The following is a 26,926-nucleotide window of genomic DNA, read 5'->3' as shown; positions in this document are numbered from 1 at the left end:
CAGAGGCCTGAACAGACATAACAAACACCTCCGAAGGTATCGGGAGGGCCCGCGGATCATTCCGCCCGGGCCCCCAAGGGAATCTGATACATCCCGTCCTGACATCTCCGGAGGTGTTTGGGAAGGACTAACTCAACTCATATCAGCTGCGGTACAGTTAACGTCACGTAGGGGAGTATCCCAAGTGCTACGATCGTCAACACGCCAGGCATAGTTGCCTCGCCGGGCGTAGCGGGTCGCCAATTCAGCACCAAGTGCGCAGGCCGGCCGGAGAGACTTACACCGTTTCTCTGTGCCCTGCGAAAGGCTACCCGTGCTCGATTTACCCGTATGGTTTGAGGTCGGCTCCCTTGTCGTCCTTGGCCTGATTGTTCTCCTGGACCTTCTCCTCGTTGTCCGGCGTCCCCATGAACCGTCCATGAAGGAAGCCGGCCTCTGGGTGGCCTTCTACGTCAGCCTGGCCATGGTGTTCGCCGGCGCCATGTTCGCCTTCACCGGCCCTGAACACGGTGGGCAGTTCGTGGCCGGCTGGGTCACCGAATACAGCCTCAGCATCGACAACCTGTTTGTCTTCATCATCATCATGGCCCGGTTCTCCGTACCGCGGAAATACCAGCAGGAAGTCCTGATGGTGGGCATCATCATCGCGCTGATCCTGCGCGGTATCTTCATCCTCCTCGGCGCCATCGTGATCGAGCAGTTCAGCTGGGTCTTCTACATCTTTGGTGCGTTCCTGCTCTGGACCGCGTGGAAGCAGGCCCAGGATGACGGCGAGGACGAGGAGGACAAGGAAAACCCTCTCATCGCCCAGATCCGCAAAATCATCCCCATGTCGGAGAAGTTCGACGAAGGCAAACTGCGCACCACGGTGGACGGCAAGAAAGTCTTCACCCCCATGCTGGTCGTGTTCATCACCATCGGACTGACCGATCTCCTCTTCGCAGTGGACTCCATTCCCGCGATCTTCGGCCTCACTCAGAGCCCGTTCATTGTGTTCACTGCGAACCTGTTCGCCCTGATGGGCCTACGCCAGCTCTACTTCCTGCTCGGCGGCCTGATGAACCGCCTCATCTACCTGAAGCATGCACTGTCCTTCATCCTGGCGTTCATCGGTGTGAAGCTGGTACTGCACGCGATGCACGTGAACGAACTGCAGTTCATCAACGGTGGCGGGCACATCGAATGGGCTCCGGAGATCCCCACGTTTGTCTCCCTGGCCGTTATTGTCGGCACCATCATCGTCGCCGTCATCGCCAGCCTCATGAGCTCCAAGGCTGATACGGCCCAGCTGGACCCCCGCCTGGAGGAAGACGCCCGGAAGAGCCTCAGCGACTCCGAGTAGGCCTTCCGCTCAATCCCGCATGTCACAGCAGTCCCGGTCGCCCAGCGGCCGGGACTGCTGGCGTTGGTTCGATCCTTGCCGTGGAACTCTCGGGATACGACGCACGGGCCGGGGCAATGGCCAACGTCATGACCCTGGGGGTCGCCCTGGCAGGTCAGCTGCCGGTTGGGCGCACCATTCCCAGGAGGCGGCTGAAAATAGCCTCGCCGTCGTCGGATATGCCGTCATGGTGGAACTCCGCCGTCTCCCAGACCTGGAGGCCCCGCACGGCGCCAGCGGTTTCCAGCGACAGAACGCGGTCGACGTAAATGTCGTCGCGGTAGACGGCCGCGGCCGTTGGCACGCTGTTGGCGGCCAGGCGCCGGCGGTCGTAGAGCGGCTTCCAGTCAGGCTTGGCGGCGAGGAGATGGGCCACCTCCCGCAGTGGTTCCAGCGCCGCGTCCTGCTCGAAGTACCACGGGTACACCATCTCGCCGGTCAGCAGCAGCGGCTCCGCGTCCGGGCGAAATTCCGGATACTCGCCCAAAATACGCCACGCGGCCCAGCTGGTGGCTTGGTCCTGGCCGTAGATGGACTCGTGCATCAGGGCGTAGAGCGGATTGCTCCGGCGCGACACTATTCCCTGCACCTGCTCCAGGAACGTATCGGACAGGCGGGGTCCGTCCGGCGTGTCAGTGAAGGCTCCCTCGAGGAGATAGTGCAGGCCGTCCACGCGGGTGTTCCCGCCGAGGAAAGCGCCCACCATCTGGAAGCGTTCCACGGTCAGCCTGCCGCCGTCGGGCAGGAACTCTTCGGCTTGGCGCAGGTGGGCGGCGATCCGTTCGACGGTCAGGCGGTCCTCCGGATACCACTCGAAGTATTCGGTGTTACGCGCCGCGACGCGCCCGAAGGTGGCGCGGTAGACGTCGTCGGCATGTCCGTCCAGCGGCGCCAGGCCGCCGGTGATGAGGGCTTCCTTGACACCTTCCGGGGCAAAGGAAAGGTACGTGAGCGCGCAGAATCCGCCATAGCTTTGTCCGTAGATGCTCCAAGGGCCGGAGCCGAGTGCCGCACGGATGAACTCCGCATCGGCCACGATTGAGTCTGCACGAAAATGTTCCAGATAAGCAGCCTGCGCCGCGGCTGTTCCCCGTGCCGGCAGGGAGTTCCGGTCGATGGGTGAGGAAAGGCCGGTGCCGCGCTGGTCCAGCATGAGGATCCGGAAGTCCCGGGCGGCTGCCTTGCTCCAGCCGCCCAGCGAAGCCAGCCTGTTCCCGCGGCCGCCCGGGCCGCCCTGGAGGAAGAGCAACCAGGGGAGGTCTTCGGCCTCAGCATTGGAGTGGTCCGAGGAGACGTACTCCCGGGCAAAGACGGTGATGGTCTCCGGCCCTGCGCCGCCGTCACCCGGTGCAGCCGCGAAGTGGTTCAGCGGCACGGTGAAGTAGTGCTCGGCGGTGCGCATGCCCCGGAATTCGTGGCGGGCCTTGACTGTATGACGGACCGGAGGCGCTGTGTGTATGGTTCCGGCGGATGCGGTCTGCTCAGGCACGTGCCGCTGCCTGCACGCTGGCGCCGAAGCTCTCGAGCGCGTCCCCGGTCAGCCGGAACGTGGACCAGCCGTCCATGGGGCGGGCGCCGAGGCTCCGGTAGAAGTTGATGGACGGTTCGTTCCAGTCCAGGACGCTCCATTCCACCCGGGCGTAGCCGTTTTCGACGGCGGTGGCGGCCAGGTGCTTCAGGAGCGCCTTGCCGTGGCCTTCGCCACGCGCGTGCGGGCTGACGTAGAGGTCCTCCAGGTAGATGCCATGGACGCCCTCCCACGTGGAGTAGTTCAGGAACCAGAGCGCGAACCCCTGGACCTCGCCCCCGGCGCTTTCAGCCATGGTCGCGAACACTCGGGGATTCTCTCCGAACAGGGCCCGGGCCAGCATCTCCGGCGTGTTCTGGACTGCGTGGGGTTCCTTCTCGTAGATGGCCAGTTCATGGATCATCTGCAGGATGGCGGGGATGTCTTGCCGGGTGGCGGGGCGGATTACACTCATGGGTCGAGTTTACAAGGGGTCTGTTGAACAGCGTGCCGCCGTGCCACCATTGCCGTGGTCCGTCCGACTGTGCCGCGGGCTGGGCCCTCACGGCGTCCAGAGCCCGCAGGCTCGCTGTCAGGTCGGGGACGGACTCCACGGCGCGGGCACCTAAAGCCGGTTGACGTCGGTGACCCGGACCACGGCGGTTCCGGATGCGTCCGACTCCGCCAGGTCCACCTCGGCCGAGATGCCCCAGTCATGGTTGCGTGCCGGATCGTCGAAGATCTGCCGGACCTTCCACAGCCCTGGTTCCTCGGTAATGATGAGCAGCCCGGGGCCGCGGGCGTCCGGCCCGGTGCCGATGTCGTTGTGTTCGTCAAAATAGTCGTCCAGGACGTCTTCCCACCGCTCGGAATCCCAGCCCGCGCCGGCGTCGAGCTCGCCCAGGGCGGCCGCGTCCTCGTCGGCGAACAGTTCCACGCGGCGGAACATTTCGTTGCGGACCATCACGCGGAAGGCCCGGATGTTGGACGTGAGCGACGGCGGCGGGGGAGGGGGAGCATCGTGCGGGGTGGGTGCCGCGCCGGAGGTCAGCTCCTCCCATTCGTCCAGGAGGCTCGAATCCACCTGCCGCACCAGTTCGCCCAGCCAGGCGATGAGATCCTCAAGATCCTCCCGCAGCATGTCCTGCGGGACCGTCTGGCGCAGCGCCTTGAAGCAGTCCGCAAGGTAGCGAAGCACGATGCCTTCGGAACGGGCCAGGCCGTAGAACTGGACGAACTCGCCGAAGTTCATGGCACGTTCGTACATGTCCCGAACCACCGACTTGGGCGCCAGTTCAAAGTCGCCCACCCACGGCGCTGCCTTGCGATAGACCTCGAACGCTTCGCCCAGCATTTCGGCGAGCGGCTGCGGGTAGGTAACCTCCTCCAGCATTGCCATTCGCTGGTCGTACTCGATTCCGTCTGCCTTCATCGCCGCGATGGCTTCGCCGCGGGCCTTCTTCTGCTGGGCGGAGAGGATCTGCCGGGGTTTTTCAAGGGTCGATTCGATCACGGATACCACGTCCAGGGCATACGACGGCGAATCCGGGTCAAGCAGTTCCAGCGCAGCCAGCGCAAACGGCGAGAGCGGCTGGTTCAGCGCAAAGTTGGCCTGCAGGTGGACGGTCAGCCGGACTGTCCTGCCGTCTGCGCCCTGCTCGGCAGCGGGAATGCGTTCCACCACCTCGGCGGCGAGGAGCTCGCGGTATATTCCCAGGGCGCGTTTCATCAGCCGCAGCTGCGAGGACCGTGACTCGTGGTTCTCCGTCAGCAGCCGGCGTGCCGCGGCGAAGGGGTCACCCGGCCGCTCCATCAGGTTCATCAGCATCGAGTGCGTCACGCTGAAGCTCGAGCTCAGTGGATCGGGCACGGACTCGACGAGCCGCTTGAACGTTGGTTCGCCCCAAGAGACAAACCCTTCGGGCGGCTTCTTTTTGACTACCTGGCGGAGTTTCTTCTGGTCATCGCCGAACTTGGCGGTGGCCTTCGCCATGGCCTTCACGTTCTCGGTCACGTGCTCCGGCGCCTGGACCACCACCGTCCCTGCGGTGTCGTACCCGGCGCGCCCGGCCCTGCCGGCAATCTGGTGGAACTCCCTGGAGTTGAGCAGCCGGGTGCGTACGCCGTCGTACTTGCTCAGGGCGGTGAGCAGGACAGTACGGATGGGCACATTGATACCCACCCCGAGCGTGTCTGTTCCGCAGATCACCTTCAGCAGGCCAGCTTGGGCGAGCTGTTCCACCAGCCGCCGGTACTTCGGCAGCATGCCGGCATGATGGACGCCGATGCCGTGCCGGACAAGACGGTTGAGGGTTTTGCCGAACCCGGCGGCGAACCGGAAGTTCGCGATCAGTTCCGCGATCTTGTCCTTCTCCTCACGCGTGCAGACGTTGATGCTCATCAGCGTCTGGGCCCGGTCAATGGCCTCGATCTGGCTGAAATGCACCACATAAACCGGCACCTGGCGCGTGGAGAGCAACTCCTCAAGTGTCTCGTGGACCGGCGTCTCGTGGTAGTAGTAATGCAGCGGAATGGGGCGCTCGGCCGAACTGACGGTGGTGGTGGGGCGGCCCGTGAGCTCGGTGATTCCCTGCTCAAAACGGCTGACGTCACCCAGCGTGGCGGACATCAGGAGGAACTGGGCCTGGGGCAGTTCCAACAGGGGGACCTGCCATGCCCAGCCACGCTGCGGGTCAGAGTAGAAATGGAATTCATCCATGACCACCGAGCCGAGGTCCGCGCTCTCGCCTTCCCGCAGGGCGATGTTCGCGAGGATTTCCGCCGTGCAGCAGATAATGGGCGCGTCCTGGTTGACGCCTGAATCGCCGGTGATCATGCCGACGTTTTCCGCGCCGAAGATGTCACACAGGGCAAAGAACTTCTCGGAGACCAGGGCTTTAATCGGGGCCGTGTAGTAGCTGCGCTGCCCCCGCGCCATCGCCTGGAAATGCGCAGCGATGGCGACCAGCGATTTACCCGACCCCGTGGGCGTCGCGAGAATGACGTTGGCCCCGGTGGCCAGCTCCATCATGGCCTCGTCCTGGGCCGCGTACAGCTCCAGGCCACGGCTTTGGGTCCACTCAAGGAACCGGGTGTAGAGCGCGTCCGGGTCGATGCCTGCGCCCGGGCGGCTCGAGGCGGACAGGACAGACAGCTGGTCAACGAGTTTCATTGATTTCCAGCTTAGTGCCCCTCAGGTGCCCGATATCCGGGCCGGACGGCGTTAGGCTCGCGGGTAGTGACAGGCAGCACAGATCATGGAGACGAACATGAAGTGGGATCCCCTGAAGTACGTCCAGTTCGGCGACTACCGCGACAGGCCGTTTTTTGACCTCACCGGACGGATCCATTCCGAGCGGCCCCGCCAGGTGGTGGATCTTGGCTGCGGTCCCGGCACCCTGACTGCCACCCTCGCCCAGCGATGGCCGGACGCACAAGTCGTGGGGCTGGATTCGTCAGCCGAGATGCTGGCCAAGGCCGCCAAGGCCGTCATTCAGGCCGAAGGGCAGTCCGGCCTGACTTTTGAACTGGCTGATATCGCCCACTGGATGCCCTCGGCCGAAACCGACGTGGTGGTCACCAACGCTGCGCTGCGGTGGGTGCCCGGGCACCAGGAAATGCTGGGGCGGTGGCTGGCGGTGCTGAGGCCCGGGGCGTGGTTTGGCATGCAAGTGCCCGGAAACTTCAACGCCCCGTCCCACTCGCTGATGCGGGAGCTGGCCGGCACGGCACGCTGGCGGCCCTTCCTGGAGGGTGTGCTGCGCGGCGGGGAATCGGTGGGGGAGCCGGACGACTATCTCCGCATCATGCTGGACGCGGGCTGTAGCGCAGACGCCTGGGAAACCACCTATCTGCAGGTCCTCTCCGGACCGGAGCCGGTGCTTGAGTGGGTGCGCGGCACGGCCCTGCGGCCGGTGCTGGCGGTCCTGTCAGTTGAGGAGGGACGGGCTTTTGAAGCCGAATATGCTGCCGCGCTGCGGGTTGCCTACCCGGAAACTCCCCACGGCACGGTTTTTCCGTTCCGGCGGACCTTTGCCGTAGCGCAAAAGCAACTTACCGCCTAAACTCCATTCGATCGATGTTCTTTACAAGGCCCGTATAGCCATGTGACCACTAGTAAAATTCGACGCCAGGTGACGATGAAGAAGGGGCTTGTTGGGATGGTCATCAGCTGCAACCTCATCGGATGCCCCATAACCCCAGCCTCCCCACCAATCCAGGAGGTGCAGTGCTTTTCGCCTTATTAATGAGGTTGCTGGCGGACCATAAGGGCCGGGTTGCCGCCATCATCGCCCTGCAGCTGGTGCAGACCGCAGGCATGCTGCTCCTGCCCACCATCAACGCCGGCATCATCGATGACGGCATCGTGGCCGGGAACACCCCCGTAATCTTCCGGCTAGGCATCGATATGGCCTTGGTGGCTGCTGTCCAGGCGGTGGCCGCCGTGGGCGCCGGCTACCTCGGTGCCGTGGTGGCTATGGCGCTGGGACAACAGTTGAGGGCTGAGGTTTTCACCAAGATTCAGTCCCTTTCTTCCCAGGAGGTGGCGGCCTTTGGCACCCAAAGCCTCGTCACCAGGGCAACCAACGACACCCAGCAGGTCCAGTCATTCGCGGTCCTGGTGTTTACCATGCTGGTGGCGGCACCGGTCATGGCCGTGGGCGGCGTGTACCTTGCCTGGCAGCAGGACATAGTGCTTTCGAGCATTGTCATCATCATCGTGCCCATGCTCCTGCTCATCATGTACCTCATCGTCCGGCGCCTGGTGCCCCTCTACCGTGGAGGCCAGGAGTTGCTGGACGGTACCGGGCAGATCCTGCGTGAGCAGATTATCGGTGCCAACGTCATCCGTTCCTTTGTCAGGCAGGGACATGAAACCCGCCGGTTTGCCCGGGCAAACACAAGCCTGACGGGAAACAACCTGCAGTCGGCACTGCTCATTGCCGCAATGCTGCCGCTGATTATGATCGTGGTGAACCTGTCATCGGTGGCCGTGGTGTGGTTCGGCGGACGCCGGGTGTATTCGGGCGAAATGAACATCGGGGCCCTCACAGCCTTCATCGCGTACATCATGCAGATTCTCCTCGCCATCATGATGGCCATGTACGTGCTGACTGTCGCACCGCGTGCCGCGGCGTGCGCAGAGCGGCTCAACGCGGTGCTTAACGCCCAACCGTCCGTCAACGACGCCGGGGCCGCCGCGGACGGCCCCGGGGACCGCGCCACGGGCGGCTGGGGTGCCTTCGGCAAAGGCGGTATCACCTTCACTGATGTCCGGTTCGCCTATCCCGGCGCCGAGAGTCCGGTGCTCCAAAACATCAGCTTCACGGCAAGTCCTGGCACCACCGTTGCCGTTATCGGCTCAACCGGCAGCGGCAAATCAACGCTTCTCGGCCTGCTGCCCCGGTTCCTTGACACGACCGCCGGAACCATCACCGTCGGCGGCGCGAACATCCGCGCAGTCCCGTTGGACGTCCTCCGCCGGGCCATGGCTGTCGTCCCGCAGCGGTCATATCTCTTCAGCGGGACCATCGCCCACAACCTGCGGATCGCCGACCCGGAGGCAAGCGACAGCCACCTCTGGAAGGCGCTGGAAACGGCCCAGGCCGCAGGGTTCGTCCGGGAGTTGCCCCTCGGGATGGCCACTGAAGTCGGCCAAGGCGGAACGAACCTCTCCGGCGGCCAGCGCCAACGTATCTGCATCGCCCGCGCCCTGGTCCGGCGGGCGCCGATCTACCTTTTTGACGACAGCTTTTCCGCGCTCGATTTCGGCACGGAGAACCGGCTGAGGGACGCCCTCGCGGACAGCTTGGCTGATGCCGTGGTGATCGTGGTGGCAGAACGGATCTCGACCGTCGCGGGTGCGGACCGGATATTGGTGCTCGACGACGGCCGGCTGGTGGCGCAGGGAACCCACCTTGAATTGCTGGAGTCCTCCACGACCTACCGGGAAATCGCGGCGTCCCAATTGGCGCTGGAGAGCCTGCAGTGACCGAACCGCTCCCAGGAGGAGCAGGCAAAGCGTTCTGGCCGGCGGCCCGCCGATTGCTCGGCCTGCTGCACCCGTTCAGGTGGCGGATGCGTGGTGCCGTGGCAGCCGCCTGCGCCTTCGCCGGCCTGAACGTGGCGGCGCCGAACTACCTCGGTGACGCCACGGATATTGTGGTCGACGGGGTTTATAGCGGGGTGTTCGAGCAGGAGCGGCTGGGACGTTTGCTGGCGGTCATCGCCTTAATGTATGCCGGGGCTTCCCTTTTCAACTGGATCCAGGGAAAGCTGACCGCGGGCTCGGTCCAGGGCCTGATGTACAGCCTCCGGGCGGCCGTGGAGGAAAAGCTGCACCGGCTTCCCTCCACCTACTTTCAGGAGAAGTCCCGCGGCGACGTCCTGAGCCGGGTCACCAACGACATCGATAACATCGCGCAGTCGCTGAGCCAGGTCCTGACCCAACTGATCATCTCAGTTCTGATGTTGTCCGGTGCGCTGGCCATGATGCTCTGGATATCTCCCCTGCTGGCACTGATTGCACTCGTCTCTGTGCCGCTGTCCACCCTGATAACGGTTCTGGTGGCCCGAAAATCCCAAGCGCATTTCGCGAGCCAGTGGACCGAAACCGGCGCCCTGAATGCGCACGTGGAGGAATTCATCACCGGCCACGAGGTCATCATGGCCTTCGGACACCAGGACCAGGCAGCGGCGGTCTTCCGGACGAGCAACGACCGCCTGGCCCGGGCCTCCGCCCTTGCCGAGTATTCTTCGGGGCTTGTCCAGCCCCTGATGATCCTGATTTCCAACCTGACTTATATTGCAGTTGCAGTGGTGGGCGCGTTCCAAGTCACTCTCGGTGCCATGACCATCGGCGGAATCCTGGCTTTCATCCAGTTCAGCCGGTTGTTTACGCAGCCCGTAAGCCAGATCGGCGGAATGCTGAACGTCATCCAGTCCTGTGCGGCGTCGGCGCACCGTGTCTTCGAGCTCCTTGATGCCAAGGAAATTCCTGCTGAGCCAGCACTAACCGGCCAACGCGCCAGCCTGGGCGGACGGATCGTTTTCGACCACATCACCTTTGGCTACGCGCAGGAACCCGTCATCCGGGACCTTTCATTCACGGTGGAACCGGGACAGACCGTGGCCATCGTCGGGCATACCGGCGCAGGCAAGACCACTATTGTGAATCTCCTCATGCGGTTCTACGAACCTGACGCCGGACGGATCACCATCGGCGGAACCGACATTGCCGCCATTCCGCGGGATACCCTGCGTGAGGGTTTCGGGGTAGTGCTCCAGGATGCCTGGCTGTTTGCCGGCACCATCAGGGAGAATATCGAGTACGGCCGGCCCGGTGCCACGGACGCTGAGGTGACCGCTGCCGCGGAGGCCAGCCACCTGGACCATTTTGTGCGGTCGATGCCGGCCGGGTATGACTCCGTGCTGGACAGCGGCGGCGAGCCTCTGAGCCACGGGCAACGCCAACTCATTGCGATTGCCCGGGCACAGCTCGCCGACCGTGGGGTGCTGATCCTCGATGAGGCCACCAGTTCAGTCGATTCGCGGATCGAGGTCATGATCCGCCAGGCCATGCAGAGGTTGCGGCGGGGCAAAACAAGTTTCGTCATAGCCCACCGTTTGTCTACGGTCCGGGACGCTGATCTAATCTTGGTCATGGATCATGGACGCATCGCAGAGCAAGGTACCCACCAGAACCTGCTGGCTGCCAACGGCCACTACTCAAGGCTCTACAAGGCCCAGTTCGCCGGCCGGGCAGGAACACTGGAGGCAGGACGATGACTGCCTCGGCCGCGTTCCCCGGAACCTGGAAGCCCAACCAGGCCAGCACCGTGGCACTCTTTGAGCAGCTGCGGCTGCAGGTGCTCCGGCTCGCGGACGGCGGTGACCTGCCACCCGGTACCAAGCTCCCCGCGGTCCGTGCCCTCGCGGAACTGCTTGACGTGGCCCCGCACACGGTGGCGCGCGCATATAAGGAGCTAGAGGCCGCCGGGGTAGTGTCCACCAAGGGCAGGAACGGCACCGTCGTCAGGGCGCGTGATGAGCGGGCGGATGCGCTCTTTGTTGCCGCCGGCACTTATGCGTCGGTGGCGAGGGCCCAGGGGGCCACGTTTGCGGAAGCCGTCAAGCTACTGGCGGCCGCCTACGACGCCCACTGACCAGCCCGCATGGATATTCGAAGAAGTTTTCGATTAGCATTAGTGGGTGCCTAAAGCTGTAGCTGAAGAATCAGCAGTCGAATCCGTCCCCGTCACCATTGCCCAGGGCGCAGCCACGCCTGCCCGTCCTGACCTTTCCCGACTGGTAGTCAAGGGGGCGCGGGAGCATAACCTGCGGAACGTGGACCTGGACCTGCCCCGCGACGCCATGATCGTCTTCACAGGGCTGTCCGGATCCGGGAAATCATCCCTGGCATTCGACACTATCTTTGCCGAGGGCCAGCGGCGCTACGTTGAGTCACTGTCGGCCTACGCCCGCCAGTTCCTGGGCCAGGTAGACAAGCCGGACGTCGACTTCATCGAGGGACTCTCGCCGGCCGTATCCATCGACCAGAAGTCCACGAGCAAGAACCCCCGCTCCACGGTGGGTACCATCACCGAAATTTACGACTACATGCGCTTGCTGTGGGCGCGCGTCGGACGGCCGCACTGCCCCGTCTGTGGTGAGGTCGTCGCCAGGCAGACGCCGCAGCAGATTGTGGACCAGCTGCTCGAGCTTGAAGACGGCACCCGGTTTCAGGTCCTGGCGCCGGTAGTCAGGGGACGCAAAGGCGAATTCGTCGACCTCTTCAAGGAACTGACTGCCAAGGGCTACTCCCGCGCCCGCGTGGACGGTGAGCTCATCCAGCTCAGCGAGCCGCCCAAACTCGGGAAGCAGTTCAAACACACCATCGAAGTGGTGGTTGACCGGTTAGTAGTCAAGGAAGGAATCAGCCAACGCCTCACCGACTCGGTCGAGACGGCGCTGGGCCTTGCCGAGGGACGCGTCCTGGCGGAGTTCGTGGACGTAGATGCGGACGCCCCTGGCAGGCTTCGGGCCTTTTCGGAGAACCTTGCCTGCCCCAACGAACACCCCCTGGCCATCGACGAGATCGAGCCGCGCTCGTTCTCCTTCAACAATCCGTTCGGTGCCTGCGCGGCCTGCAGCGGTATCGGCACGCGGCTGGAGGTGGATGAGGAACTGATCGTCCCCAACCCGGAGCTGTCTCTGGCTGAAGGCGCCATCGCGCCCTGGTCCCTTGGAACGGCAACCACTGAGTATTGGAACCGACTGCTTGAAGGGCTTGCCAAGGAACTGGGCTTCTCCATGGTCACGCCGTGGGAGAAGCTGGGCAAGGACATCCGCCAGACCGTCCTGCACGGCAAGGACCATAAGGTGGTGGTGCAGTACAAAAACCGGTTCGGACGTGAACGGAAATACAGCACCGGCTTCGAAGGTGCCATCCAGTATGTCCACCGGAAGCACGGTGAAACGGATTCCGAGTGGGCACGTGACCGCTACGAAGAGTACATGCGGCAGATCCCTTGCCCGGCCTGCAACGGCGCACGGTTGAACCCTGCCTCCCTGTCCGTACTGATCAACGGCAAGTCCATTGCCGACGTCGCCGCCATGCCCATGCGGGTATGCGCTGACTTCCTGAACAACCTGGTCCTGACCGGCCGGGAAGCCCAGATCGCCCATCAGGTGCTCAAGGAAATCCAGGCCCGGCTGACCTTCCTCCTCGATGTCGGGCTCGAATACCTCAACCTCGAGCGGCCCTCCGCTACGCTGTCCGGCGGCGAAGCCCAGCGCATCCGGCTCGCCACGCAGATCGGTTCCGGCCTGGTGGGGGTCCTCTACGTCCTGGATGAGCCCTCCATCGGCCTCCACCAGCGGGACAACCGCCGGCTCATCGAAACCCTGACCCGGCTGCGGGACATGGGAAACACCCTCATTGTGGTGGAACACGACGAAGACACCATCCATGTGGCTGACTGGATCGTGGACATCGGTCCCGGCGCCGGCGAACACGGCGGCCAGGTGGTGCATTCGGGTTCCTACAAAGAGCTTCTCGAGAACACCAACTCACTGACCGGCGATTACCTGTCCGGCCGCAAGAAAATCGAAGTTCCCAAAAAGCGGCGCAAGTACGACAAAAAGCGCGAGCTCAAGGTTGTCGGCGCGCGTGAAAACAACCTGGTCAACGTTGACGCGGCATTCCCGCTGGGGCTCTTTACGGCGGTAACCGGCGTCAGCGGCTCCGGCAAGTCCACGCTGGTCAACGAGATCCTGTACAAGGTACTTGCGAACAAGCTCAACGGCGCCAAGCAGGTTGCCGGACGCCACAAGAGCATCCAGGGGCTGGAGCACCTGGACAAGGTGGTCCACGTGGACCAGAGCCCGATCGGTCGCACCCCCCGGTCCAACCCGGCAACGTACACCGGGGTATTTGACAACATCCGCAAGCTGTTCGCGGAGACCACCGAGGCGAAGGTCCGTGGTTACCTGCCGGGCCGGTTCTCGTTCAACGTCAAGGGCGGGCGCTGCGAAGCGTGCGCGGGTGATGGCACGCTCAAGATCGAGATGAACTTCCTGCCGGATGTTTATGTGCCGTGCGAAGTGTGCCATGGTGCCAGGTATAACCGGGAAACCTTGGAGGTCCACTACAAGGGCAAAACCATCGCTGACGTCCTGAACATGCCCATTGAGGAAGGGGCGGAGTTTTTTGCGGCCTTCTCGCCCATCGCCCGGCACCTGAACACCCTGGTGGACGTTGGCCTGGGGTACGTCCGCCTCGGACAGCCTGCCACCACACTGTCAGGCGGTGAGGCCCAGCGCGTCAAGCTGGCCGCTGAACTGCAGAAGCGCTCCAATGGCCGCAGCGTGTACGTGCTCGACGAACCCACCACGGGCCTGCACTTCGAGGACATCCGGAAGCTCCTGATGGTGCTGCAGGGCCTCGTGGACAAGGGGAACACCGTCATCACCATCGAGCACAACCTGGACGTCATCAAGAGTGCGGACTGGATCGTGGATCTTGGCCCGGACGGCGGCTCGGGCGGCGGTCAGGTGGTCGCTACGGGTACGCCTGAACAGGTGGCGAAATCGACCACGAGCTACACTGCCTCGTTCCTCGCGGAGATTTTGGCCTAAGGGTTTGGTCGGCAAGCATGTATGCCGTGTCGGGCATGCGAGTTTCTGCCATGCGTGGTGTCGTGAGAAACTAAGCCGGTGACTCAAACAACAGTGCCCGTGATCTTTGACCTGGACGGCACTCTTGTCGATCCGGCAGGCGGAATAACCGACGGCATCGCAGCGGCCCTGGTGGCCTCCGGCCTCCCGGTTCCCGAGCCCGACCTGCTGGCCGCGATGATCGGTCCTAAACTGAGCGATTCGCTCCTCAGTGTTGCCATGGTGCCGGCGGACAAGCTGGACCGCGTCATCCGGCTGTACCGGCAGCATTACTTGGCCACGGGCATCGCGCAGAGCCGGCTGTACCCCGGGATTAAGGCTGTGCTGGAGGGATTCGCCGAAGCGGGCAGGCCCGTGGCGGTCGCAACCCAGAAGCCCGAGGGACTGGCGCAGATTGTGCTGCAGCACCACGGCATCGCCGGCCTCTTCCAGACGATCAGGGGATCCGCGGATGATGAGTCCGCCACAGACGGTCCGGTCGGGAAAGCTGACATCATCGCTGCCGCCCTGGCTGACTTGTCCACCCACCACGCCGTGATGGTGGGGGACCGGGCCCAGGATGTGGCCGGCGCCATCGCGAACGGGCTTGACTGCATCGGCGTGGGTTGGGGCTTCGCGCCGGACGGTGAACTGGCAGTAGCCGGTGCCGTCACGGTTGTGGAAAACACTGTTGACATGGTCGCTGCCATCGAACGGCTCGAAGCCATCCACGGTGCTGCGATGAGTGAGGTGCGCAACGATGGCGTTGTTTGAGGCGGTCCGCTGGACATTTCGCGGGCTCGTCTCGGGCACCTGCCGGCCCACCGTCGTCGGCCTCGAAAATGTTCCCAAAGAGGGGCCCTTCATTGTGGCCCCGAACCACCTTTCCTTCTTTGACAGCGTCATAGTCCAGGCGCTGATGCCACGGCCGGTGGCCTTCTTCGCCAAAGCCGAGTACTTCACCACCGGCGGCGTGAAGGGGAAGGTCATGAAGTCGTTCTTCGAGTCTGTGGGCTCCATCCCCGTGGAGCGCGGCGAACAGGCGGCAAGCGTCCAGGCGCTCAAAACCCTCATGGACATCCTGGAGGCAGGCAAGGGCATCGGCATCTACCCTGAAGGCACACGGTCGCGGGACGGTATTCTCTACCGCGGCCGCACCGGCGTGGGCTGGCTTGCCCTGGCAACCGGAGCTCCCGTGATCCCCGTTGGGCTGATCGGGACGGAGAACCTGCAGCCGGCCGGTGAGAAGGGCTTCAAGCCGCATCATTTCACCATGAAGGTTGGTGAACCGCTGTACTTCGACAAGACCGGCCCCGACCATTCCCTGCCGGCACGCCGGCAGGTGACGGACCGGATCATGGACGCCATCGCCGAACTCAGCGGCCAGGAACGGTCCACCAGCTACAACCAGAGCAAGGCCACGGACTAAGGATCAGTAGACTGAAGTAGTGGCAGATCCAGCAACTTACAGGCCCCAGACGGGTGAAATTCCCACCAACCCCGGGGTGTACCGGTTCCGCGATCCCCATGGCCGGGTCATCTACGTCGGCAAGGCAAAGAACCTCCGGGCCCGCCTGAACTCATATTTCGCGAACCCGGCAGGCCTGCTGCCGAAAACCCATGCCATGGTCCACGCGGCCAGCAGCGTGGAGTGGACCGTGGTGGGCAGCGAGCTGGAGTCCCTGCAGCTTGAATACACCTGGATCAAGGAATTCAAGCCTCGCTTCAACGTCGTTTTCCGCGACGACAAAACCTATCCCTACCTGGCCCTGACCATGAGCGAGAAGCTCCCCAGGGTCCAGGTGATGCGGGGGGACCGTCGCAAGGGCACCCGGTACTTCGGCCCCTATACCGCCGGAGCCATCAGGGAAACCATGGACACACTCCTGCGCGTCTTCCCCGTCCGCAGCTGCAGCGCCGGGGTGCTCAAACGGGCCCAGGCCAGCGGCCGGCCCTGCCTCCTGGGTTACATCGACAAATGCTCCGCCCCCTGCGTCGGCCGCGTGACACCGGAGGAACACCGTGTCCTGGCAGAGGACTTCTGTGCCTTCATGGGCGGCGAAGCCAAGCGCTTCATCTCGAAACTCGAAAAACAAATGGCCGAAGCAGTGTCCACTCTTGACTATGAGCGTGCGGCGAGGCTCCGCGACGACATCTCGGCCTTACGGAAAGTCTTTGAGCGCAACGCCGTAGTGCTTGCCGAAGACACCGACGCCGATGTCTTCGCACTGCACGAGGACGAGCTTGAGGCCGCAGTCCAGGTCTTCCACGTCAGGGGCGGCCGGGTCCGCGGCCAGCGGGGCTGGGTGGTCGAAAAAGTGGAAGACTCCACCACTCCCGACCTGGTGGAGCACCTGCTCCAGCAGGTTTACGGCGAGGACAGTGACAGCCACGGCAGGCTGCCGCGCGAAGTCCTTGTCCCGGTTGCGCCCAGCAACGCGGCCGAGCTGACCGAATGGCTGGGCGGCCTCCGGGGAGCCAAGGTGGACGTCAGGGTGCCGCAGCGCGGCGACAAAGCTGCGCTGATGTCCACCGTCCGCGAGAATGCCGAGCATGCCCTGAAACTCCACAAGACCCGCCGCGCGGGCGACCTGACAGTCCGTTCGCAGGCACTCCAGGAGCTGCAGGAAGCCTTGGATCTCCCCGTGCCGCTGCTGCGGATTGAGTGTTATGACGTCTCCCACGTCCAGGGCACCAACGTGGTGGCCTCCATGGTGGTGGTCGAAGACGGCCTTCCCAAAAAGTCCGACTACCGCAAATTCTCCGTCACCGGGGCTGCGGCGGCCGACGACACCGCAGCCATGCACGATGTCCTGACCCGGCGGTTCCGCTATTACGTGCAGGACAAGTCGGCTCAGGTTGAGGCGGCGGCGCTCACGGGGCACCAGGCGGCACTGGAGGCGGCGGCTGATGCTGCGGTCCTTGACACCACCACTGCCGCCCCGCGGGCTAAGTTCGCCTACCCGCCGAACCTGGTGGTGGTCGATGGCGGCCAGCCCCAGGTGAACGCGGCGTCCCGGGCCCTGGCGGAGCTCGGCATCGACGATGTTTACGTGGTGGGCCTGGCCAAACGGCTCGAAGAAGTCTGGCTTCCGGACAGCGACTTCCCGGTGATCCTGCCGCGGACGTCGCAGGGCCTCTACCTGTTGCAGCGGATCCGTGACGAAGCGCACCGCTTCGCCATCACCTTCCACCGGCAGAAGCGCGGCAAGGCCATGACCCTCTCGGCCTTGGATGGGGTGCCGGGCCTGGGGGAGTCCAAGCGCAAGGCCCTGGTGGCCCACTTCGGCTCCATCAAGGGCGTCAAGTCAGCCACCGCGGCTGAGCTCACAGCCGCCAAGGGGATCGGGCCGTCGCTGGCCAGCGCCATCGTGTCCCACTTCAATGCCGACGAAACTGCCGGCGGGACGGTTCCTGCCATCAACATGACCACCGGCGAAATCATTGAAACCTAGGTAGGGTAAGAAACGCAGGTTTCCGCCATCGCGGTTGCATGCTGGATCACGACAGGAACGGGGCGGAACGAATGGCAGATTCAACGGCGGAATCCGGGACGGGGCAGGACGGCCTGACGCCGATCAAGCCTCTCGAAGCGGAACTGCTGGTGGTCACAGGCATGTCCGGGGCGGGGCGCAGCACCGCCGCAGACGCGTTGGAGGACCACGGCTGGTACGTCGTAGAGAACCTGCCGCCACAGATGCTGGGCACCCTCGCCGAACTGGTGTCCCACGCGCCGCAGTCCATTCCGCGCCTGGCCGTGGTGATGGATGTGCGCAGCAAAGGCCTCTTCGCCGACATGCGGACAACGCTGGGCGCCCTGGCGGCCAGCGGGGTCACGTTCCGGGTCTTGTTCCTGGACGCCAACGACGACGTCCTGGTCCGCCGTTTCGAGCAGGGCCGCAGGCCCCATCCCCTCCAGGAAGGCGGCCGGATCCTCGACGGCATAGCAGCCGAGCGTGAGGTGCTGAAGGAGCTGCGGGAAAGCTCCGACGTCGTTCTGGATACCTCCGATTACAACGTCCACGGCCTGGCGACCGCCGTTACTGAACTCTTCAGCGAGACCGGGCCGGTGGCCCTCCGGCTCAATGTGATGAGCTTCGGTTTTAAGTACGGCCTGCCGGTTGACTCCAACTTCGTCGCCGACGCGCGTTTCATCCCGAATCCGCACTGGGTGCCGCAGCTGCGCCCCCACACCGGCCTGGACAAGGACGTCAGCGATTACGTCCTGGAAGCCGAGGGTGTCAAGAATTTCGTGGACCGTTATGTGCTGGCGCTGGAGCCGGTCCTGGACGGGTACCGACGCGAAAACAAGCACTACGCCACCATCGCCGTGGGCTGCACCGGCGGCAAGCACCGTTCGGTGGCGGTCGCCGTCGAGCTTTCCAAGAAACTTGCGCAGTATCCCCGTGTAACGGTCACCACAACCCACCGGGACCTGGGCCGCGAGTAATGGGGATGCTTACCGGGCCGCTGCCGTTGATACCGCTTTCCAGCGGTACGGCAGGCGGCCAGCAGGACAAGGGTCCCAACGTGGTGGCGCTCGGCGGCGGCCACGGCCTGTCAGCATCGCTGTCGGCCCTGCGGCTGCTCACCACCGAACTGACCGCCATAGTCACAGTGGCGGACGACGGCGGGTCGTCCGGGCGTCTGCGCGAAGAGTACGGCGTCCTCCCGCCCGGAGACCTGCGCATGGCGCTGTCCGCGTTGTGTGACGACACCGACTGGGGCCGGACCTGGCGCGACGTGATGCAGCACCGCTTCCGGCCCGGGAAAGGCAGCGGCGGGTCCCTCGATGACCACGCCACCGGCAACCTCCTCATTGTCACCCTCTGGGAACTGCTCGGCGACGCCGTAGCGGGCCTCAAGTGGGCCGGCGCACTGCTGGGCGCGCGAGGGCAGGTCCTGCCGATGTCCACCGTGCCGCTCACCATCGAAGGCGACATCCGGGTTACCTCACCCAACGGCGAATCGGTCCTGCAAACGGTCCGCGGGCAGGCGCGCTGCGCTGTGGCCGGATCACTCGAGCACGTCAGGCTCCTGCCCGAACAGGCGCCTGCATGCACCGAGGCGCTTACGGCCATTGAACTGGCCGACTGGATCATCCTGGGTCCGGGGTCCTGGTACACCTCCGTGCTCCCGCACCTGCTGCTCCCGGAAATGCGCGACGCCCTCAGTGCAACGGCGGCCAAACGCTGCCTGACCATGAACCTGGCCACCGACACCAAAGAGACCACCGGCATGACGGCGGCCGACCACCTCCACGCCCTGCGCCGGTACGCGCCGGACTTCAGCGTCGACGTCGTCCTGGCCGATCCCGCGTCGGTGCCGGACCGGCAGGAATTCGAGAAAGCTGCCGSGATGATCGGCGCCGAGGTTGTCTTGGGTAAAGTGGGGGCGTCGGGCCGCCGGCCCGTCCATGACCCTTTGCGTCTGGCAGCGGCGTACCACGACATTTTTGGGAACAGTTAGGAAGGTGCCATGGCACTGACATCATCAGTCAAGGAAGAACTGTCCCGGCTGGACATCAAGAAATCTTCGGTTCGCAAGGCTGAGGTTTCAGCGATGCTCCGGTTCGCCGGCGGGCTGCACATCATCTCCGGCCGGATCGTGATCGAGGCGGAAGTGGACCTCGCATCCACTGCCCGCCGCCTGCGTGCAGCCATCGCCGAGGTTTACGGCCACCAGAGTGAGATCATCGTGGTGTCCGGCGGGGGCCTGCGCCGCGGCAGCCGCTACGTGGTGCGGGTAGTCCGGGACGGTGAATCACTGGCCCGGCAGACCGGACTCCTGGACGGCCGTGGGCGTCCGGTGCGGGGCCTGCCGTCAGCCGTTGTCAACGGTTCCGCAGCCGATGCGGAGGCCGTGTGGCGCGGTGCTTTCCTGGCCCACGGTTCCCTCACCGAGCCAGGGCGTTCGTCGTCCATGGAAGTCACCTGCCCGGGCCCCGAATCAGCTTTGGCCCTTGTCGGTGCGGCCCGCCGCCTTGGCATCCAGGCCAAGGCGCGCGAAGTGAGGGGAGTGGACCGCGTAGTGATCCGCGACGGCGATACCATCGCTGCCTTGCTCACCCGCATGGGCGCCCACGACGCGCTGATGGTCTGGGAGGAACGCCGGATGCGCAAGGAGGTCCGCGCCACCGCGAACCGACTCGCCAACTTTGACGACGCCAACCTGCGCCGCTCCGCGCAGGCAGCCGTGGCGGCCGGCGCCCGGGTGGACCGTGCCCTGGAAATCCTCGGCGACGACGTCCCGGACCACCTCAAATACGCCGGCGAACTCAGGGTGGCCCACAAGCAGGCCAGCCTGGATGAGCTGGGGCGCCTGGCCGATCCTGTGATGACCAAGGACGCCATCGCCGGCCGCATCCGCCGGCTTCTGGCCATGGCCGACAAACGTGCCATCGACCTCGGCATCCCAGGCACGGACGCCAATGTGACGCCCGAAATGCTCGACGAGTAACTGCCGCCTAGAATCAGAGCGTTTACCCCAATTCTTCCGGATGCCAGTCATCCGGATGCACAATCCGAGAGTTAGCAAAAACGGACGAACCCGTCCACGATATTGGAGGATTTTGTGACCGAGTACGTACTGCCCGAACTTGACTACGACTACGCTGCACTTGAGCCGCACATTTCGGCGCGAATCATGGAGTTGCACCACAGCAAGCACCACGCAACCTACGTTGCGGGCGCCAACAATGCGCTGAAGCAGCTGGCCGAAGCACGCGACAAGGGCGACTTCGCCAACATCAACCGCCTGTCCAAGGACCTCGCGTTCCACACCGGCGGCCACGTCAACCACTCGGTGTTCTGGAAGAACCTGTCCCCGGACGGCGGCGACAAGCCTGAAGGCGAACTGGCCGCAGCCATCGACGACGCGTTCGGCTCCTTTGACGCCTTCCGTGCCCAGTTCTCCGCAGCCGCCCTCGGCCTGCAGGGATCGGGTTGGGGCTTCCTGGCCTACGAGCCCATCGGCGGCAACCTGGTCATCGAGCAGCTTTACGACCAGCAGGGCAACGTAGCACTCGGCACCACGCCGTTGCTCATGCTCGACATGTGGGAGCACGCCTTCTACCTGGACTATGTCAACGTCAAGGCTGACTACGTCAAGGCCTTCTGGAACATCGTCAACTGGGCCGACGTCGCCAAGCGCTTCGACGCCGCACGCACCAACGCCACGGGTCTCATCACCCTGCCGTAGTGATGCGCGGTACATGCGCGTGTAACAAACTTCACATTTCGGCGTGATTTCGGCTGGATTGTGGAAGGTCCGCCCCCGCACTTGCGGGGGCGGACCTAGTTAAACGTAAGATGGATCACGGAAGGCGGTCAGCCTTCAGCAACGTGGCTGGTCGCCCTCCGTTCTGTTAATTATCTCTGCCCAATGGCGTGCGGGATCTGTTAGTAGGCTTCAACGCCCGCTCAACTAGTTGTGCTTCATCAAGCACCAAGGAGACTGAAAAAGTGACGACCCGTATTGGTATCAACGGCTTCGGCCGCATCGGCCGCAACTACTTCCGCGCAGCCCTCGCACAGGGCGCGGACCTTGAGATCGTGGCAGTCAACGACCTCACCAGCCCTGAGGCCCTGGCCCACCTGTTCAAGTACGACTCCGTAGGCGGCCGCCTGAAGGAAACCATCGAGGTCAAGGACGGCAACATCGTCGTTAACGGCAATGTGGTCAAGGTCCTCGCAGAGCGCGATCCCGCCAAGCTTCCCTGGGGCGAACTCGGCGTAGACATCGTCATCGAGTCCACCGGCTTCTTCACCAAGGCCGCCGACGCGCAGAAGCACATCGACGCCGGCGCCAAGAAGGTCCTGATCTCCGCCCCCGCCTCGGACGAGGACATCACCATCGTGATGGGAGTCAACGACAACCTTTACGACTCCGCCGCGCACCACATCATCTCCAACGCTTCCTGCACCACTAACTGCCTGGGCCCGCTGGCCAAGGTGATCAACGACGAGTTCGGCATCGAGCGTGGCCTGATGACCACCATCCACGCCTACACCGCCGACCAGAACCTCCAGGACGGCCCGCACAAGGACCTCCGGCGCGCCCGCGCCGCGGCCATCAACATGGTCCCAACCTCCACGGGTGCCGCCAAGGCAATCGGCCTGGTCCTGCCGGAACTCAAGGGCAAGCTGGACGGCTACGCTATCCGCGTACCGGTCCCCACCGGTTCCGCCACCGACCTCACCGTCACCGTCTCCCGCGAGACCACCGTTGATGAAGTCAACGCAGCACTGAAGAAGGCGTCCGAATCCGAGGCGCTCCAGGGCTTCCTGACCTACACGGACGAGCCGATCGTCTCCTCCGATATCGTGGGGGACCCGGCGTCGTCCATCTTTGACTCCGGTCTGACCAAGGTCATCGGCAACCAGGTCAAGGTTGTTTCCTGGTATGACAACGAATGGGGCTACTCCAACCGCCTCGTGGACCTGACGGAGCTTGTCGCAGCCAAGCTGGGCTAGGGTTAGACACATGACATTCCACACCCTCAACGAACTGATCGCTGAAGGTGTCCGCGGGCGGTACATTCTGGTTCGAAGTGACCTGAATGTGCCGCTCGACGGCTCTACAGTGACTGACGACGGCCGTATCAAGGCCTCACTGCCAGTGCTGACGAAGCTCACGGACGCCGGTGCCCGCGTGCTGGTAACAGCCCACCTCGGACGCCCCAAGGGCGCTCCGGACGAAAAATACTCCCTGAAGCCTGCCGTGTCGCGGCTGGCTGAGCTCGCCCCCTTCAGTGTCACCCTTGCCGGTGACACGGTGGGCGAGTCCGCCAAAGCGTTGGCCGCCTCCCTGGCCGACGGCCAAGTGCTTGTCCTGGAGAACGTCCGGTTCGACGCCCGCGAAACCAGCAAGGACGACGCCGAACGCGGCGCCTTCGCGGACGAGCTGGTGGCACTGACCGGTGACAACGGTGCGTACGTTGACGACGCCTTCGGTGCGGTGCACCGCAAGCACGCCAGCGTTTACGACGTCGCCACGCGGCTGCCGTCCTACCAAGGCGATCTGGTGCACACCGAGGTGGAGGTCCTGCGGAAGCTGACGGCTGACACGCAGCGTCCTTACGTCGTTGTGCTCGGCGGTTCGAAGGTTTCCGACAAGCTGGCAGTCATCGACAACCTCATCGGCAAGGCCGATACCATCCTGGTGGGCGGCGGCATGCTGTTCACGTTCCTTGCGGCAGAGGGCCACAGCGTGGCCGGCAGCCTCCTGGAAGAGGACCAGATCCCGGTCGTCCAGGACTACCTCAAGCGGGCAGCGGACGCCGGCACGGAATTCATCGTGCCCACCGATGTTGTGGTGGCCAGTAAGTTCGCTGCCGACGCAGACCACGAAACTGTCCCCGCGGACGGCATCGAAGGCAGCAGCTTCGGGGCACAGGGTATTGGCCTGGACATCGGCCCGGACTCGGCGGCAGCCTTCGCAGACCGGATCAAAAGTGCCAAAACGGTCTTCTGGAACGGTCCCATGGGCGTCTTCGAATTTGAAGCCTTCTCCAGTGGAACCCGTGCCGTAGCCAAGGCGCTGACCGAAGCTGAGGCCTTCACGGTAGTGGGCGGCGGAGACTCGGCGGCAGCCGTACGGACCCTGGGCTTCGCCGATGACCAGTTTGGCCACATTTCCACTGGCGGCGGCGCCAGCCTGGAATATCTTGAAGGCAAGGAACTCCCGGGACTGAGCGTCCTGGACCGCTAGGAACCTGGGCTGCCAGTCCTCCGGCCGGCAGGGTGCCCGCGGGCACCCTGCCGGCCGCACACATACCAAGACTTTTGGAGCATACGTGACTACGTCTACGAACGGCGCTTTTGACCGCACGCCTCTCATTGCGGGCAACTGGAAGATGAACATGGACCATGTCCAGGGCATCACCCTCCTGCAGAAACTGGCCTGGACGCTGTCCGACGCCAAGCACGACTACAACCGTGTGGAGGTTGCGGTCTTCCCGCCCTTCACCGACCTCCGTGGCGTGCAGACCCTGGTCCAGGGCGACGAACTGGACATTGCCTATGGTGGCCAGGACCTGTCCGAATTCGACTCCGGCGCGTACACCGGCGACATCTCCGGCCAGTTCCTGAACAAGCTGGGGTGCCGGTACGCGCTGGTGGGGCACAGCGAACGCCGCACCATCCACAACGAGTCGGACGAGGTGCTGAACGCCAAGGTCAAGGCAGCGTACAAGCATTCGGTTACCCCGGTCCTGTGTGTTGGCGAAGGGCTGGAAATCCGCCAGGCCGGAACACACGTTGAGCACACCCTGACCCAGCTGCGTGCCGATGTTGCCGGTCTCAACGCCGAACAGGCCGCTGAGCTCGTCGTGGCCTACGAGCCCGTCTGGGCTATCGGCACAGGGGAGGTGGCGGGCCCGGAAGACGCCCAGGAAATGTGCGCAGCAATCCGCGCCGAACTCGCCACCATCTTCGGGGACGACGTTGCCGCGAAAATCCGTCTGCTCTACGGCGGTTCAGTGAAGGCAAACAACGTTGCTGCAATCCTGAACGAACGCGACGTTGACGGTGTGTTGGTGGGCGGGGCCAGCCTGGACCCCGCGGAGTTTGCTAATATTGTCAGGTTCGAGAGTCACCTGCTGACGGACTAGTCCGGCTGCAGCACCAGGCTCCCGCAATTCCAATCTTCTGAAAGGCCGTCGTGGACGTTCTTCATGTCATTCTGCAGATTCTCCTGGGCATCACCAGCCTTCTGCTGACACTGCTTATCCTGCTTCACAAGGGACGGGGCGGCGGGCTGTCTGACATGTTCGGCGGCGGTATGAGTTCCGGCCTGAGCTCCTCGGGCGTAGCGGAGCGAAACCTCAACAGGTTCACCGTGGTCCTTGGCGTCACGTGGGGCGTCGTGATCATCGCGCTGGGACTGTTGATGCGGTTCAGCGGCGCAGGGGACTCCTAGCCTCTAACTGATCGCGGGTCGGCACTGCCGCCGCGGCAATCTCCGAACTAGACTGTGGCTGTTGGTTTCCAACAGCCACAGTTTCGTTTAAACAATGTCGTTTAAGCAGCCAGGAGTCCCGATGGTCCATAGTGCGTCAGCGTTCCGGGGCACCCGGGTGGGTGTTACAGAGGGTACCGGTCCCAAGAACCAGTCCGAAGCAGCCTCGGGCGAAATGGTACCCCGGATCGGGATCACCTATTGGTGCGCCAAAGGCCATGAGACCCACCTCGTTTTCCTCCGGCTGCCTGACGAACAGATCCCGGCCAGCTGGGACTGCCGGCGCTGCGGTGCCCCGGCGTCGCGGGACGGCCAGGAAGCTGCACGGGACGAACAGCTCGAAGAGGGCTACAAGAGCCACCTTGAGTACGTTAAAGAGCGGCGCTCCGACCAGGACGCCGAAGATGTCCTGGCCGGAGCGCTCGAAAAACTACGCGCCAGCGGCGTCCTTCCGGACGAGCTGCTGCGGGACCCTTGAGGCAGCGTTTTCGTCGATAAGCCAGAGGGTACGGGACGTTCCCCGAGGCCCTGCCGCGGGCACCTGCACTGGGTTGGCACCGGCCAACGCCAGGCCAACGGCCCCGGCCTTGTCCTCCCCTGCCACCACCATCCAGACCTCAGCGGCAGTGTTGATGGCGGGCAGGGTGAGGGAAATCCGCTGCGGCGGCGGCTTGGGGGAGTTACGTACGCCCACCACCGTCCGTTCCTTTTCCCGGATTCCGCCCTGCTCAGGGAACAACGAGGCCACGTGGGCGTCCGGGCCAACACCCAGCAACACCACGTCCAGCCTAGGGAGCTGCCCAGCTTCATCAGGCCGGTCATCTGACATGTCTGCGGCGTGTTCGGCCGCGGCGGCCTCCCGTAGCCGCCGCGCGTAATCCTCCGCGGCTTCCTCTGGAGTGCCAAAGTTGTCCGTGGACGCGGGCTGGTTGATCCGGGCAGGATCAACCGGGATGTGGGAAAGCAGGGCATCGAACGCCTGCCTGGTGTTCCGGTCGGGATCATCAGATGCCACAAACCGCTCATCACCCCACCAAAAATTGACCTTGGACCAGTCGACGGCGGGCGCTGCGGGAGAGTCCGCCACGGCCTTCAGCGTACCGATGCCCACTGTGCCGCCGGTCAGCACCACGGTGGCCTCGCCATGTTTGTCCTGCACATCCACCAGTTTGGTGATCAAGCGGGCCGCGATGGCTGCCATCAGGACGGACGAATCAGGGTGGATGCTAACTCTTGGCTCAACGCTCACTGGGTCGGACGCTCCTTAGATTGGTACGTGGCAGTCCAATAGTAATCACTTCGCCGAAGATTTCGTCGGGGTCGAGGCGGCGGAGTTCTTCGGCGAGGCAGTCTTTGAGGCTGCGTCGGGGTAGGGAGATGCGTTGGGCGGGTTGGCCTGGTTGGGTGAGTTCGGCGAGGGAGGTGCCGGGGCGGTAGAGCTGGATGTCTCCGGCGGGGCGGGTGAGGCGGACGCGGCGGATGCCGGTCCCGGCGGGGTCCGCGACGATCGTGACGGGTGTGTCCAGGGCCAGGGTGAGCCAGGCTGCCAGGAGGATGGTGGAGGGTGAGTCGGAGGCGCCTTCGACGGTGACTGCGGTGACGGGGGACGGGTCGGCCTGGTCCAGGACGGCGGCGAGTTGGATCCGCCAGTTCGTCAGGCGGGTCCAGGCGAGGTCGGTGTCGCCTGCTTTGTAGGTGGCCCGGATGTTTTCCAGCGCGGTTTGGGGGTCGGGTTCGTTCGCGGAGTCGGTGATCCGGCGGTGCGCGATTTTCCCGACGGAGGTTTCACAGGCGTTTTCCGGTGCCCCGTGCGGCCACCAGGCCACGATCGGGGCGTCCGGGAGGAGCAGGCCCGCGACGAGGGACTCACTTTCGTGGGCGAGTTCCCCGTAGCCGCGCAGCACGATCACTTCGGAGGCGCC

The 26,926-nt window shown here is 64.2% G+C and carries 23 protein-coding genes; 18 read left to right on the top strand and 5 right to left on the bottom strand.

Annotated features, from left to right (window positions below):
* Positions 1 to 313 precede the first annotated feature (313 nt).
* Entirely contained in the window at positions 314 to 1,342 is a 1,029-nt protein-coding gene (locus AC1DIM_RS18435; protein ID WP_477711946.1) for a TerC family protein, read from the top strand.
* Positions 1,343 to 1,496: 154 nt separating this feature from the next.
* Here AC1DIM_RS18435 and AC1DIM_RS18430 read toward each other — a convergent pair whose 3' ends face one another.
* From AC1DIM_RS18430 to AC1DIM_RS18420, 3 genes are all read right to left on the bottom strand, one after another.
* Positions 1,497 to 2,783 carry an alpha/beta fold hydrolase gene (locus AC1DIM_RS18430; protein ID WP_477711948.1) on the bottom strand — a complete coding sequence of 429 codons (1,287 nt, stop codon included), beginning with the start codon at positions 2,781 to 2,783 and terminating at the stop codon, positions 1,497 to 1,499.
* A gap of 79 nt (positions 2,784 to 2,862) precedes the next feature.
* Complete coding sequence (locus AC1DIM_RS18425) at positions 2,863 to 3,363, bottom strand: N-acetyltransferase family protein (protein WP_477711945.1); 501 nt, start codon at positions 3,361 to 3,363, stop codon at positions 2,863 to 2,865.
* 150 nt (positions 3,364 to 3,513) lie between these two features.
* Positions 3,514 to 6,060, bottom strand: a complete 2,547-nt coding sequence (locus AC1DIM_RS18420; RefSeq protein ID WP_477711944.1) for a DEAD/DEAH box helicase — start codon at positions 6,058 to 6,060, stop codon at positions 3,514 to 3,516.
* Positions 6,061 to 6,157: 97 nt separating this feature from the next.
* On the opposite strand from AC1DIM_RS18420, the gene AC1DIM_RS18415 reads away from it, so the two are divergent.
* The 17 genes from AC1DIM_RS18415 (at position 6,158) to AC1DIM_RS18335 (ending at position 25,482) form a co-directional block, all read left to right on the top strand.
* On the top strand, positions 6,158 to 6,952 hold the full coding sequence (locus tag AC1DIM_RS18415) for a trans-aconitate 2-methyltransferase (RefSeq protein ID WP_477711943.1): 795 nt from the start codon (positions 6,158 to 6,160) through the stop codon (positions 6,950 to 6,952).
* A 122-nt stretch (positions 6,953 to 7,074) separates the two neighbouring features.
* The gene (locus AC1DIM_RS18410) at positions 7,075 to 8,880 is read left to right on the top strand and encodes an ABC transporter ATP-binding protein (protein WP_477711942.1); all 1,806 of its coding nucleotides are present in this window, start codon (positions 7,075 to 7,077) and stop codon (positions 8,878 to 8,880) included.
* A gap of 86 nt (positions 8,881 to 8,966) precedes the next feature.
* On the top strand, positions 8,967 to 10,676 hold the full coding sequence (locus AC1DIM_RS18405; RefSeq protein ID WP_477711947.1) for an ABC transporter ATP-binding protein: 1,710 nt from the start codon (positions 8,967 to 8,969) through the stop codon (positions 10,674 to 10,676).
* Positions 10,673 to 11,053, top strand: coding sequence for a GntR family transcriptional regulator (locus AC1DIM_RS18400; protein ID WP_477711941.1), 381 nt, complete (start codon positions 10,673 to 10,675; stop codon positions 11,051 to 11,053). The genes AC1DIM_RS18405 and AC1DIM_RS18400 overlap by 4 nt, the downstream gene beginning before the upstream one ends.
* Positions 11,054 to 11,099: 46 nt before the next feature.
* Positions 11,100 to 14,027, top strand: a complete 2,928-nt coding sequence (uvrA, locus tag AC1DIM_RS18395) for an excinuclease ABC subunit UvrA (RefSeq protein ID WP_477711940.1) — start codon at positions 11,100 to 11,102, stop codon at positions 14,025 to 14,027.
* Between the two features lie 78 nt (positions 14,028 to 14,105).
* Positions 14,106 to 14,819 (top strand): HAD hydrolase-like protein, encoded by a 714-nt coding sequence (locus AC1DIM_RS18390; protein WP_477711939.1) that lies wholly within the window; start codon positions 14,106 to 14,108, stop codon positions 14,817 to 14,819.
* Positions 14,806 to 15,474: a lysophospholipid acyltransferase family protein gene (locus AC1DIM_RS18385; RefSeq protein WP_477711938.1), complete on the top strand. Its 669-nt coding sequence runs from the start codon at positions 14,806 to 14,808 to the stop codon at positions 15,472 to 15,474. Before AC1DIM_RS18390 ends, AC1DIM_RS18385 begins: the two co-directional genes overlap by 14 nt.
* Before the next feature lie 19 nt (positions 15,475 to 15,493).
* Positions 15,494 to 17,500 carry an excinuclease ABC subunit UvrC gene (gene uvrC / locus AC1DIM_RS18380; protein WP_477711937.1) on the top strand — a complete coding sequence of 669 codons (2,007 nt, stop codon included), beginning with the start codon at positions 15,494 to 15,496 and terminating at the stop codon, positions 17,498 to 17,500.
* A gap of 71 nt (positions 17,501 to 17,571) precedes the next feature.
* Positions 17,572 to 18,495, top strand: coding sequence for an RNase adapter RapZ (rapZ, locus tag AC1DIM_RS18375; protein WP_477711936.1), 924 nt, complete (start codon positions 17,572 to 17,574; stop codon positions 18,493 to 18,495).
* A complete protein-coding gene (locus AC1DIM_RS18370; RefSeq protein WP_477711935.1) occupies positions 18,495 to 19,514 on the top strand; it encodes a gluconeogenesis factor YvcK family protein in 1,020 nt (339 codons plus the stop codon). Before rapZ ends, AC1DIM_RS18370 begins: the two co-directional genes overlap by 1 nt.
* Positions 19,515 to 19,523: 9 nt before the next feature.
* Positions 19,524 to 20,504 (top strand): DNA-binding protein WhiA, encoded by a 981-nt coding sequence (gene whiA, locus AC1DIM_RS18365; RefSeq protein WP_108597830.1) that lies wholly within the window; start codon positions 19,524 to 19,526, stop codon positions 20,502 to 20,504.
* Positions 20,505 to 20,618: 114 nt separating this feature from the next.
* Positions 20,619 to 21,245 (top strand): superoxide dismutase, encoded by a 627-nt coding sequence (locus AC1DIM_RS18360; protein WP_190989009.1) that lies wholly within the window; start codon positions 20,619 to 20,621, stop codon positions 21,243 to 21,245.
* Between the two features lie 263 nt (positions 21,246 to 21,508).
* The gene (gap, locus tag AC1DIM_RS18355) at positions 21,509 to 22,519 is read left to right on the top strand and encodes a type I glyceraldehyde-3-phosphate dehydrogenase (RefSeq protein ID WP_477711934.1); all 1,011 of its coding nucleotides are present in this window, start codon (positions 21,509 to 21,511) and stop codon (positions 22,517 to 22,519) included.
* A 10-nt stretch (positions 22,520 to 22,529) separates the two neighbouring features.
* A complete protein-coding gene (locus AC1DIM_RS18350) occupies positions 22,530 to 23,756 on the top strand; it encodes a phosphoglycerate kinase (RefSeq protein ID WP_477711933.1) in 1,227 nt (408 codons plus the stop codon).
* 85 nt (positions 23,757 to 23,841) lie between these two features.
* On the top strand, positions 23,842 to 24,657 hold the full coding sequence (gene tpiA / locus AC1DIM_RS18345) for a triose-phosphate isomerase (RefSeq protein WP_477711932.1): 816 nt from the start codon (positions 23,842 to 23,844) through the stop codon (positions 24,655 to 24,657).
* Between the two features lie 50 nt (positions 24,658 to 24,707).
* Positions 24,708 to 24,965 carry a preprotein translocase subunit SecG gene (gene secG / locus AC1DIM_RS18340; protein ID WP_164199881.1) on the top strand — a complete coding sequence of 86 codons (258 nt, stop codon included), beginning with the start codon at positions 24,708 to 24,710 and terminating at the stop codon, positions 24,963 to 24,965.
* A 121-nt stretch (positions 24,966 to 25,086) separates the two neighbouring features.
* Entirely contained in the window at positions 25,087 to 25,482 is a 396-nt protein-coding gene (locus AC1DIM_RS18335) for an RNA polymerase-binding protein RbpA (RefSeq protein ID WP_477711931.1), read from the top strand.
* Here AC1DIM_RS18335 and pgl read toward each other — a convergent pair.
* Entirely contained in the window at positions 25,435 to 26,253 is an 819-nt protein-coding gene (gene pgl, locus AC1DIM_RS18330; protein WP_477711930.1) for a 6-phosphogluconolactonase, read from the bottom strand. The genes AC1DIM_RS18335 and pgl overlap by 48 nt on opposite strands.
* Positions 26,243 to 26,926, bottom strand: a 684-nt coding sequence (locus AC1DIM_RS18325) for a glucose-6-phosphate dehydrogenase assembly protein OpcA (protein ID WP_477711929.1), incomplete at its 5' end; no start/stop codon positions are given. The genes AC1DIM_RS18325 and pgl, both read right to left, overlap by 11 nt.

The organism is Pseudarthrobacter sp. 01T43, from assembly GCF_056398665.1.
The sequence above is the reverse complement of the archived record's forward strand: the minus strand, read 5'-3'. Positions and strand labels throughout refer to the sequence as shown.